This is a genomic window from Flavobacterium sp. ZT3R18 (assembly GCF_007097385.1).
In the GTDB taxonomy this organism is placed as follows: Bacteria; Bacteroidota; Bacteroidia; order Flavobacteriales; family Flavobacteriaceae; genus Flavobacterium.
Genome location: NZ_VJZS01000023.1, coordinates 1 through 12425 on the forward strand (window position 1 = coordinate 1; position 12425 = coordinate 12425).

Here is a 12425-nt window from a genome sequence, read left to right on the forward strand (position 1 = left end):
TGCCATCTTTTGTTCTAACTTCAAATCATAATAAACGACATTATGAGCGAAACCGCTAATATCTAAATGGACTTGTTGTGCAAAATTACTCATAGGTTTGTAGGTTAATGATTGTTTTAATGATAAACTATATAATTTATTTTTTACAAACCTAACTCATTTAATAATACAAAACAATACCCACTTTTAGTGATATTTAAGTTTTTTTTACAGAAAAATAAACCCTTATGGATTTAAATTCCATAGATTTGGTTGGCAGACTAAAAGTCTGCAAGGTCGCGGCACTTATTTATTAACCACTAATTACACTAATTAGCACTAATTAATTTGTAAAAAATTACGTGATTTCTGGCTGAAATATTTTTAGAAGCTAAATCAAAATTCAATAAAACGCTAGTTTTAAACCATATACGAAACCAATAAAGCAACAAAAAAAATATGGATTTCATTTTCATCCAAAGGAATATTTTTTTTGTTTGGTTAACAGCCCAGCATTTACTGGGTCAAATTGGTTTTTCATAAAATTGGTTTTTTAATTGGTTAATAATAGCATTCAATAAAATCGTATTCGTAAAACAACATCCAGTTCACTTATCGTAAATGGTTTTCAAACTTGTTTTTAAAATCAAAGGCGGTTAAATTTTGATTCTAAAAGGGTATAATTAGGGCAAAAAAACTCTCTTTTATTTTGAAATATTTTGTGGTATTTATTAAAAAAAAAACATGAAAAGGGCTAGAATTAAACCAATTCGGCTTAACCTTTTAAAATTTTCAAATGAAAAAAAAATGTATGATTCTGATTGTCAGTCTCTAAAAACTATTTTAAGAGAACTATGAATTATAGTTTTCTTTTTTCTTAATAACTGACTTTTTTTGATTTTGCCTACCCTTTTTCAGGTTGCAAACTTTCCAATATGGGTGTTTCTAAGGTTCCTACTGAATTTTGAATCTTGTCATTTTTTTGTTCGAAAATCACAATCTCATTAGCCCCTTCTTTTAACCAGCATCCTGGAACATATAGTGTTTGTTGAGGTCCCACACTCCAGTAACGACCAATATTGACTCCGTTAATGAAAATTATTCCTTTGCCCCAATCCCGCATGTCAAGAAAAGTGTCACCTGTTGTATTCAGGTCAAAAGTTCCTTGGTAGACTGTGGGAAGCCCAACTTTAGCCGTGGTTTTGGCATCGGTTAAATTAGGTACGACATCCATTGGCAACGCGTACATATTCCAGTCACCGGTAATTGTTTGTCCATTAATAATTACTGGCGAAATAATCCCTTTGGTGCTGTTTATAATATCGGCCCCATAATTGATACGTCCCATATTTTCAACAATAATATCTAAAGCGGCATTAAAAGGCACATCAATCATACAATCATATTTTTTGTAATAGCGATTCAATTCGGCTACTTTTACACCATTCACATATACAATGGCATAATCGCGAAGTCCTTTTAATTCAAGTTTTCCGCTAATGGGTTGTTTGAATTTTTTACTGTACCAAACATAGCCATGACCTTGATTTAAATCTTCAAAAGTCAAAGGGGTATCTGCAGTAACTGGTTTTATTTTGCTTTTTAGATATTCTAAACTAACTGCTTTGGTTAAATGAATATTTGGAATGGAAATTACCGGAATCTTTGCAGGTACCGCTGGAGTTTTAGGATTCATTAATATATCTCGCAAAGCAGTATATTTTTCTGTTGCCCAACCTGCTTCGCTTATGGGAGCATCATAATCATAGGTAGTCAAATCAGGCTGGATGTCGTGATTACCATCATAATTTGCCCCAGAGGTAAACCCAAAATTGGTTCCGCCATGTACCATATAATAATTGAAAGAAACGCCGGCGTCCAGATATTTTTGAGTTTGCTTTACTACACTTTCTGTTGAAACTTTAGGGAATTCTTCGGCCCAATGATCCAACCAACCCGGATAAAACTCGGCAACCATATACGGTCCTTTCCCTCCATTATACTGATTGACTACTTCTTTTAATTTGGCAACATCATCTTCTCCATTAGCGGTTGGTAAAGCTCCCGGAAGTGCTCCTCCATCAAACAACCAACTACCATCGGAGGTAAAGAAAGGCACATTGAAACCTACATCTTTGAGTTGCTGAAAAACGGCGGCACTGTATTTTTTATGCTCTGCCAATGGTATGTCTTTGCGTTGAGCAACATAGGAACCAAATTCATTTTCGCCCTGAACCATAATTATTGGCCCACCATTACTCACCAATAAATTTTTTACCTGACCATAAAGTGCCGTAAAATAGGATTTGGTCGCTGCCAAATATTGTGGATTGTTTCCGCGAATAACCATCCCGGGGACTTTTTGCAAAAACCACGGATAACCCCCAAATTCCCATTCAGCACAAACATAAGGACCAGGACGCAAAATGACATACAAACCTTCCTCCTGCGCTATTTTTATGTATGCTGCAATGTCTTTATTACCAGTTTTAAAATCCCAAACACCAGGTGCTGTTTCGTGATAATTCCAAAAAACATAGGTCGCTACAGCATTCAACCCCATGGCTTTCATCATTTTCAAACGATGACGCCAATACGGTTTAGGAACACGGGCATAATGCATTTCGCCACTATGAATCTGAATGGGTTTTCCGTCTAAAACAAAATTACCAGCCGTAATAGCAAAAGTGTGTTTGGTTTGCCCAGTTGCATTTACAACTAACAAAAGGAATAAAAACAAGGTAAAAAGACTTTTTTTCATTTGAAATTATTTATTATTAATGAACTCTAGCGATAATTTAGAGGAGAAGCAATGCTATCACAATTCCTCAAAAGAATAGGCAGTACTTCAATTATGATTATTGAAACACTGCATATTTATACGTTTAATTTTTTATTTTCAAATACAACTGCACACTATCCATCAATTTAATCTGTGTTTTGGCTCTTACCAGATTTTGATCCTCGTATGTTGTTGTATAATAACTGTCATTATTTAAGTAATCTCCCAAGAAACGACAAGCTTGTTCAAAAAGAATCAAGGGTAAGCTTAAATGAATATTTTTCGATTCCTCTTCAGACATAAAACTCGAGGCTTCTTTGACGTAAGCCTTCATAAAAGCCTCATAAATTTCTATGTCAAAACACACTTTCGACAGGTCTTTTTCTTCTTCCGTTGATGTGTTGGTTCCTGTTCGTAGGGCATCTCCAACATCATGAAAAATACTTCCTGGCATTACCGTGTCAAAATCAATGATGCATAAAATATTACCCTTTTCGTCAAAAAGCATGTTCCCAACTTTAGTGTCATTGTGCACTACTCTCAACGGTATTCTTCCTGAATTGATAGCACTGGCAACGGTTTCAATGCTTTTGAAATTAGATTCTAAAAACGCAATCGATTCTTTTGCTTGAGCCAACCTTTCAGGAGATGCTTTTATTATGCTTTCTTCAAAATCACAAAACCTTTTTATCGTATTATGAAAATCCGGAATCGTATATTCTAATTCCGAAACCGGAAAATTGAGCAATGCCATATGAAACTTGGCCAAATAAGCCCCAACCTGACTTGCAACCGCATTAGAATCAATTCGATCCAGAACTGCCGAAGGGATATACGTTGAAAGCTGCCAAATCGTATCGTCTTGTTCCGAGTAAAACCGTCCTTCTCTATTGGCAATAAATGTCAAAGTAGGAAACCCATTTGCATTCAGATAACTAGTGGTTTTTATCTTATTGTTCAATAAAGCTTTTATATTCGGAAATACAACCTGATTCATTTTTTGCAAAATATACTCTTCATCGGCAGTTTCAATTTTGTACGTGCTATTGATCAGTCCACTGTCAATGGTCGTATAGCCAAGAATTGGTTTGTCCGAATAAAAATCCTTAAAGACGGTTTGAATTAATTCTTCCATACTTCATTTTTATAAATCCCCTGATCATGTAATTTTTGAAGTCTTACTTCGGCCAATTCTTTATCGGTTTTGTAGGTAATTCCAATCCATTCTTCATTGGTTTTTAAAACTTCAACGGTAACGATATTGTTTTTAATCATCTCACCAACCACATTGGGCAACTGGTATTCAATACTATTGTCATCTAGCCATTTTGCAATAAATTTGTGAATATCTGTATCTATAAAATCAAAAATTTGAGTGGTAAACCCGAACATGTTCATCGATACAAATGCATCTTTGCTAATCTCTTGCAATTCTGAATTAGCATCGGGATAAAGAACTACCCCATTTTCTATTCTAATTTTTTCTCTTTCGATAGAATCTACCAAATAGTTATTTTCCATCTGAATTTCGGCTCTATTTACCGTTCCGTTCTCCGACAGTGTTTTCAAAATAGGATACACAATTGCACAAGGATTATGGAATGTTGACAAATGATCGTAGGCTAACTGAAAAGAGCTTCGACCATAAAAATCATCGGCATTAATCAACAGAAAATTGTTCTTCACTTTATCTTTGGCACACCAAACGGCATGAGCAGTTCCCCAAGGCCTTACGTTCTTATATGTTAAAACATTTAATGTTAACTCCTTAGTTTGAACTACAAATTCAACTGCAACCTTTTGATTCCGAATGTATCTTTCCGTCAAAATTGGAATCATGTCTTCCTGCACTATCAATACAATTTTACCAAATCCGGCTAGTATGGCATCTGAAATGGAATAATCCATTATAATTTCACCATTGGGTCCTATGGTGTCTAACTGTTTCAATCCTCCGTACCGCGTTCCTAAACCCGCGGCTAATACTACTAATGTTGGCTTCATCTTCTTTCTTTTTAATCACATTATCCTAAAAAATATTTTTTTTATGGATTGTTCCTTTATAAATTAATCTTGTTTTTTATTTAATCGTTACAACCACATTTTCCTTTACGCTCCATTTCCCACAATTGATTTTCAAAAGTCCTTTTTGGACTGTACTGTCAAAAGACCAGTCTTTTATTATTTTTCCGTTTATGGTAATCGATTGTGGCTTCTGGTTTCTGTGAATCAACAACTCGTAATTTCTATTTTCAAGCATCCCTTTGTAATTTCCTTTAATGGCATTAATGGTAACTACTTCCGAATTTGATTTTGGCTCATCTGTAATATCCGTTGTAGCATATATTCCTTTACGATGCTCTCTTGATTTCCCATCATCTTCGTACAATTGATAATTTGTTTTTCCGTTTGGATAGATATCTAATGTTAAAGTATCCAATGGTTTTTCTTCATCGTAATTCATTTGTGGATACATAGGAATAATCGATCCTAATTTTACGAATAATGGCAATTTATCAAGTGGTGCATTGTAATTATCCAAAGTCTGTTTGCCAGCATAGACGGTTCCATCCCAATAGTCAATCCAGTTTCCTTCTGGCAAGTAAATACCGTCTCTTTTTACTTCATCTTTATAAACAGGAGCTACCAAGAATGATTTTCCCAACAAAAACTCATATTGTGTAGCTGTACCCAAGGTTACCGGATCATTTGGATATTCGAGTAACAAACCACGAACGGCAGGAACGCCAGTTTGGTAGGCTTCGTTCATAAGCGTGTACATATAAGGGGTAAGACGCATTTTTAACTGCAGGTATTCTCGGTTTATGGAGGTGTATGGTTCTCCGAAAATCCAAGGTTGCTTGTCTTTTTTGGCCCAACCACTCATGGTCATTAAAACGGGGGTAAAACATTTCCATTGCAAGTCACGAACATAGGTTTTTTCGCTTCCGCCAAAGATAGCATCGATGTCACCCGTAGCACAGTTTTGAGCAGAAAGTCCCGCTCCTATCACGGTTGGAATATGAAAACGAATGTATTCCCAATCGCCTTTTTGATCGCCTGTCCACATCACACTGTAACGGTGAGTACCAGCCCAACCCATTACACTCCAAACAAAACCACGAGAATCGCTGTTTTTTTCGATGCCTTCGTAAGCGGCTTTACAACCATCTAATGCATATTTATATCCTGGTCCAACCCAAGCCACATCTAGTTTACAAAGTCTGGTTCCGTAAGTCCCCACTTCGGTGGCGATTTTATCCACTCCATTCTCGGTCCATAATCCGGTGTAGAAGCCTCTTTTCTTTAACTCCACAACAGTTGAATCTAATTTGGTATATCCACAACCGTAGCCATCGTTTGGTAAAATCCAACCGCGGGGCATATTATTTTTCACATATTGATCGGCAACCAATTTTACTACATCGGGAGTGGTGCCTTTTTTGTTGTAACAGTTGGCGTCTCCCAAACTCATTTGCCAACGCGCTGGCATAAAAGGTCGTCCGGTAATCTCGGTATAATCACCCAAAATATCTTTTAAGGATGACCCTATGAAATAATAACAATCAAAACGATTTTCGTTGTGAGACAAAGACAACTTATTGGTAAAATCATAAACCCCCACATCAAAGGTGTTTCTCAAAGCTCCATATCCACGGCTGCTCATATAAAACGGCACAGGGTTTGGTCTTCCTCCATTATCCCAGCCGTTTCCTTTTTCGATTAACAAAACGGTATCTTTATGGGAGAAATAGCCGTTTTGCATGCCGCAGCCATAAAAATATTCGTCGTTGTTGTATTTTAATTGTTGAGTGGTTTTGGCTCCAAAAGACAAAGGCTCTTTTTCTGCCCACAATACTTTTCCTGTTGCATCATACAAAGAAAAAAGGATAGGTTTTTTTTGAATCTGAAGCTTTCCTGCCTTCGAAGCAATATAAATAGCGTTGGTGTCTTCCGTTATTTTCAAGGAAGGTTGGTATATTTTATCATCAATTACAATGTCATTCCCCGCTGGATTTGTATAATTGCCATCCGGACTTAGCAGCACACGAAAAATATCGTCTTTGTAGAATAACACTTTTAGTTTGGTCATTCCGCTTTGCATTTCGATTCCGTTCGATAATTTTTCCCATTTGGTCAATTTCCCTAAAACCGTTTTTTCGTTACTGATGGTCTGAACCAACTGATTATTGGCTGGGGTTTCATCGCCAGCCAACTGTATATTAAAATCTAATTGGTACAATGGCGCTTGTGATAAATCGATAGTTGAGAAAACTACTTCTCTAACTTCTCCGCTTTTCAATGGATTTTGTTTGGCATCAATCGTTTGGTTTTCGAAAACAGTCACATTGACTTTAGCCGTTACGGAAAATTTTTCGGCAATGGTTTCAGAACCGTTATTGCGAATGCTTACTCTTAATTTTTCGGAAGTGGTAAGTACATTTCCGTTTTCAGAATGCGAAAGTAAACGAACGATTCCCACATCTTTCTTGTTGGCTTGCGTCAATTCGATATCATCGACCATCCAATACCAGGCTTGAAGTCCTTTCCAATAAAATCGAAGATATACTTTTGGGGCATTGGCAGCCCATTTAGAAATATTAATCTCTTCTGTTACCGGAACCAACATATCTGTAGCCTCTTTGGCTCCATTGCGTACATCCCACTCTTGCCAATGCACATTATCAGTACTCACCCCAACATACAAACCAGCTCCATTACCTGGATGATAGTCCCACCAACGGAATGTATGTTGAAATTTTAAAACAACTGATTCTTTTCCAGAACAATCAATTGGTGCAGAAGTTATCCAACCATCAGGATAATTGTTCTTCTTAATCCAATTTTCGACATCTTCATCTGTAAAATAACCTGCTTGGAAAAGCATATAGGCACCACGACTTTTTGATGCAATTGGTGGCGCTTGTTGTTGGTATTTATAAGATCCAGGATACGGTTCATTGGTTACTATCCATTGTGGATCCCATGTTCCTTTAACCTCAGAAATTGTCCAATTAGCCGGTATTTTACCCGAACTAAAATCCTGCTTGTAAAAAGGTTGGTTTTGAGCTTGTATGGAAACGATTCCCAAAACGCAGAGGGCGATTAGTAGTATTCTTTTCATCATTCTGTTTTTATTGTTGTTCAAACTTCCGAAAAACGATTATTCTTATCGAAAAGGTGTTCTTTTTATGTTACTATTTTATTTAAAAAAAACACCACCGTTCAATTTATGTCTGTTTCTTAAAAAAGCTTAAAAATGATATTAAAATCCTCTTTTTACTATTTTTAACTTAAACATCAAACAATAATATTCCCAATTCCATGACGAAACTATATATTATTTTTTAATAAAAAAAGGAAAACATGAAAAAATGTGCTCGAACACATTAAATTTGTGTTATCGAGCACATAAATTATGCAGAACTACTATTGCCAACCACTTTTACGAGTCGTTTTTTTATCGTCAGTAAGAAAATTAAGGCGCCTTATTTTGGCGATTAAAACTTAAAATCAGAATGTTAGTTTAAGTTTTAACCAAAAAAAAAACACCATTCAGATTTAAATTTGAATGGTGTTTTTTATTAAAAAAAGAGACGAAAATTAAATTTTTTCACTCCAAAAACAACTTTAGTCTGATTTCGAAAATGCTTTTGAGGTTGGAAAAAACTGTTGTTTCGATAGCCTATACCGAAACCAGTTGTTTCGCCGGTAAAAAAATCATAACACCATTATCCACTTTTGGAGTTAAGGCAGTAATTTTATGTAGTGATTGCATAGCAACATTTACTTTTGCAAAAATTGCAATTGTTAGGATTTTTCCTAACTATTCTTGACGGTTCTATTTTTTTATCAGCGGAGTTACATGCTTTTTAGTGTCCTCGTCTAATGTTGTTAATGCTTTAGCTGCTTCATCGGGTGCTAATTTTGTTAATCCAGATATCCCAGCAGCAATTACATTATAAGATTGATTTTTTATACTTTCATTCATTAACTCTTTATAAATTACATCACCAGTAGCTGCCAATTTTATAATTGCAGCCGCTCTGGCAGTCGTGTTTTTGTCCTTTTTGGCTATGTTGAGCACACTTTTCAATGCAGCCACTTTTATTTGGCTATCGTCTAAATCAATCGCTGCAATACTAAGGGATCGCAACTCGTCTTGCTGATCTTCTAAACCAGCCAGTAGTATAACTTGAGCATCACGGCTTTTATCATTAGTCGCAAATTTTATGGCTTCAATTCTATTGTAGTATGATGGTGCATTTTTGTATTGATATAAATAATCTTCAACTTTCTTGTTGTCTAAAATTTGGCCCACTACAATTTTATCAGAATCCATGTCTATAAAATCCGGCTTGGCAGCTACATCAAAACTGAAATTTTGTTCTCTTTTTTCAATTAAAATATCCTTTCTTATTTTTGTTCCATTTACATAAAAATCGACTTTTAATGGCAGGCTAAACGTTTGTACCGAACTATCCTGTACTTGTTTTACAGCAATTGTAACTTTTCCATTGGCATAACCATATTCGATATTTAAAATCGGATTACCACCTTGATAGTACCATTGGTTAAAATAAGGACTCCAATCTTTCCCGGTTACCTCTTCCATTGCTAAACGTAGCTGATGTGATTCTCCACTTTTGAAAGCATTAGTTTCTAAATAATGATTTAAAGATTTAAAGAAAGCGGCATCTCCCATTTGATTTTTTAAAGCATACAAAATTATAGACCCTTTTGAATAGCTAATATTATCAAACAAATCTTCTTTGTCCTTGTAATGAAAACGGGCTAAAACTGGGCTTATTCCATTTTTGGAAGAATACAAATAGTTTTGTAATTTTTCATAACGTGATCTATCCTCTGCATCTTGTCCGGCATCATGTCCATGCCAAAGCACTTCACCAAAAGTGGCAAAAGATTCGTTCATCGTTAAATTCGACCAAGATTCGGCAGTTACATAATCTCCAAACCATTGGTGGAAAAGTTCATGTGCAATAGTACTTTCGCCATTTTCATCTAGCAATTCTCTTTCGGTTTTCTGTACATACTCACCATGTAAAGTGGCTGATGTATTTTCCATTGCGCCAGAAACGTAATCTCGCGCCACAATCTGAGCGTATTTGCCCCACGGATATTCTACCCCTAACATTTTGCTGAAGAAATTCATCATATCGGGCGTTTTACCAAAAATTTGTTTGGCATAGGGCGCATACTTTGGTTCTAGATAATAACTAACTTCTTTCCCATTATACGATTCTTTAAATATTTTAAAATCGCCTACCGCCATCATAAACAAATAGGGAGAATGAGGCAAATCCATCTTCCAGGTATCGGTACGAGTTCCGTTTTTGTTGGCTTTTTGCCCAATTAATTTCCCGTTTGATAAGGTTGTGTATTTAGCCTCTACTGTCATCGAAATCTCCGATGTTGTTTTTTGATTTGGTTTATCAATAGTAGGGAACCAAGCAGATGACGCCTCTGTTTCACCTTGTGTCCATATCTGTACCGGTTTATCGTCTTTACCGTCTGGGTTGATAAAATACAATCCTTTTGCATCCGTAATTGCCGCACTTCCTTTTACTTTTAACTCATCGGGCTTTGCCGTATAATCAATGTAAACAGTGTATTTTTCCGCATTTTTATACTTTCTGTTCAAAGTGATAAAAAGTTGCTCCGTGTCGTACCTATATTTTAAGGGAATTTTTTTCGTTCCTTCCACTATAGCAATTTCTTTAAAATCCATTCCTTTGGCATCTAAAGTAAGCGTATCCGTTTCGTAAAAATGAGGTTTTAAAGTAAGCCATTCTTTACCGTACATATGTCTTTTTCCGTAATCAAAAGACACTTCCAGTTTCGTGTTTACTAAATCATGAACTTTTAGCGGAGTTGCTCTGTAAATTGCTAATTGCTCTTTATCTTTCTCTTTCTCTGCATTTTGAGCCTGCATGTTTTGGCATGCCAAAGTAACTAAACTTAAAACAGTATATTTTAGAAATTTTTTATTCATTTTTTGTATTTTTTATAGTAATCGGGTTTAGTATATTTTAAAAAATTCAATTTTTGATTTGAAAATTAATCAGTCAAGGTAGTAATATCTAAAACTGGTTTAGGATAATTTTTCGATTTTATTTCTTTTTTACAATCCATTGCCATTTTTTCGGTCATATTGTAGTGATATGTTCCATAACAATCTCCTTCGAAATTGCCCACATAAAAGAATCCATATGAATCAAAAAAATCGGTTAAATCAACTTTACTGATTTCACATGCTGTTTTTATAAAATTGAGTTGGTAAACAGCCGGATTATCATCGGCTTTTACTTTTAGTTTATCAAAATCGTTAGCTTGTTTTCTAAATGCTTCAAAAAGGTCAGGGTAAAAATCAGGATATTTACCTGCTTTTTCGAAGTATAATTGCAGTTGCCAAAAAGGCACTAGCGGTTCAAAACTCCCACCCACTTTTAAATAATTTTCTTTTTTTTCGATAACTTTTTTTCTTGCAGAATCATAGTAGTTACCTTCTAAAAGACGAGATTTAATCCCTAATGATTTGATAACATACATTGTGAAAATATTATTACTTACTTCACAGAGTCCTCCCCAATTAAAATAGGGTTGCAGTTGATGCACATGACCGGTTTCATGGCTAAATCCCCATGCCGGATCGCCAGCTATTACTTTTTCGGGATCAAGTACCATTCCTAATGCATAACCTGATTTACCACCCATATAAGCTATTCCATCTTCGTCTCTAAACATATAGTAATTGTAGTTTACACGAGCCAATATCCTATTGTTTGGCACAAGATTGTATTTAATTAACCCCATAATTCGATGTTGGCGATATATCAAAGTGTCATAACAATTTAGTAATTCCATCCCTTTGTTGTAAGCATATTTTTTTAAATCTGCTTTAGGATAAATTGTTTGAATATACTTTCCTTTAGCATCTATCATAGGATAAATATTGTTGTCCAGAAGTTTATTCCAATCTTCATTTTTTTGTTTTCCTGAATCAAAAAATCCATTTATTTCGGCATCAATAAAATGAATTTTAATTGCGTTTTCCTTTTTAGGTTCTTCAGAATAATAATTAATATAAGCCAAACCATCAAAGTTTTTAACATCTATAATGTTTATACCATTTTTTAAAGGATATGTTTTTTTTTCAATTCCCCAATTAGCATCTTTATCGGGGGCAATTCCTGCGGGTGGCTGTCTGTTCCAATTAGGTATAACTAAATCGACAGTTTTATTTTTAGCAATATTGTCTACTAGAATTACGTGTTTACCCAAGGGCAAATAAATACCTGTAATGTTTTCATATTTACTGTACCCATCACCAATGGATAACTTTTTTCCTAAGGTTGTTGGCGATAAATAAGCTTTGTAAATACCTAATCTATAATTGAAATCATATTCACCTTTAAGCATTTGTATGGCTGCATTACGAACTTCCTTATTCTTAATCTTATCTAATTGTTGATATTTTATGTTCTTTTTTAATTTCGTAGCTAAATTATCTTTAAAAAAAGCTAAATCTTCTTTTAAGGAAATTGAGTCTATAGAACTTTGAGCATAACTATTACCTTTGGAAAGGAAAAATAAAATGCAAAGTAAAACAAGATGTTTCATTCGTGTAGATTTTTATTAACTA

The 12425-nt window shown here is 34.9% G+C and carries 6 protein-coding genes; all 6 read right to left on the bottom strand.

Annotation, left to right across the window (positions count from 1 at the left end; translation table 11 throughout):
* Window positions 1-883 precede the first annotated feature (883 nt).
* On the bottom strand, window positions 884-2740 hold the full coding sequence (locus FNW52_RS17640; protein WP_143378806.1) for a beta-galactosidase family protein: 1857 nt from the start codon (window positions 2738-2740) through the stop codon (window positions 884-886).
* Window positions 2741-2864: 124 nt separating this feature from the next.
* Complete coding sequence (locus FNW52_RS17645; protein WP_143378807.1) at window positions 2865-3896, bottom strand: phosphotransferase enzyme family protein; 1032 nt, start codon at window positions 3894-3896, stop codon at window positions 2865-2867.
* Window positions 3884-4765 carry a sugar phosphate nucleotidyltransferase gene (locus FNW52_RS17650; RefSeq protein ID WP_143378808.1) on the bottom strand — a complete coding sequence of 294 codons (882 nt, stop codon included), beginning with the start codon at window positions 4763-4765 and terminating at the stop codon, window positions 3884-3886. The genes FNW52_RS17645 and FNW52_RS17650 overlap by 13 nt, the downstream gene beginning before the upstream one ends.
* Before the next feature lie 76 nt (window positions 4766-4841).
* Window positions 4842-7886, bottom strand: coding sequence for a TIM-barrel domain-containing protein (locus FNW52_RS17655; RefSeq protein ID WP_143378858.1), 3045 nt, complete (start codon window positions 7884-7886; stop codon window positions 4842-4844).
* Window positions 7887-8603: 717 nt separating this feature from the next.
* Complete coding sequence (locus tag FNW52_RS17660) at window positions 8604-10775, bottom strand: M1 family aminopeptidase (RefSeq protein WP_143378809.1); 2172 nt, start codon at window positions 10773-10775, stop codon at window positions 8604-8606.
* Between the two features lie 65 nt (window positions 10776-10840).
* Window positions 10841-12403, bottom strand: coding sequence for a M60 family metallopeptidase (locus FNW52_RS17665; protein ID WP_143378810.1), 1563 nt, complete (start codon window positions 12401-12403; stop codon window positions 10841-10843).
* Window positions 12404-12425 lie beyond the last annotated feature (22 nt).

Coding starts and splice junctions, on each gene's coding strand:
- FNW52_RS17640 (WP_143378806.1), bottom strand. CDS start 2,740: ATGAAAAAAAGTCTTTTTACCTTGTTTTTATTCCTTTTGTTAGTTGTA.
- FNW52_RS17645 (WP_143378807.1), bottom strand. CDS start 3,896: ATGGAAGAATTAATTCAAACCGTCTTTAAGGATTTTTATTCGGACAAA.
- FNW52_RS17650 (WP_143378808.1), bottom strand. CDS start 4,765: ATGAAGCCAACATTAGTAGTATTAGCCGCGGGTTTAGGAACGCGGTAC.
- FNW52_RS17655 (WP_143378858.1), bottom strand. CDS start 7,886: ATGAAAAGAATACTACTAATCGCCCTCTGCGTTTTGGGAATCGTTTCC.
- FNW52_RS17660 (WP_143378809.1), bottom strand. CDS start 10,775: ATGAATAAAAAATTTCTAAAATATACTGTTTTAAGTTTAGTTACTTTG.
- FNW52_RS17665 (WP_143378810.1), bottom strand. CDS start 12,403: ATGAAACATCTTGTTTTACTTTGCATTTTATTTTTCCTTTCCAAAGGT.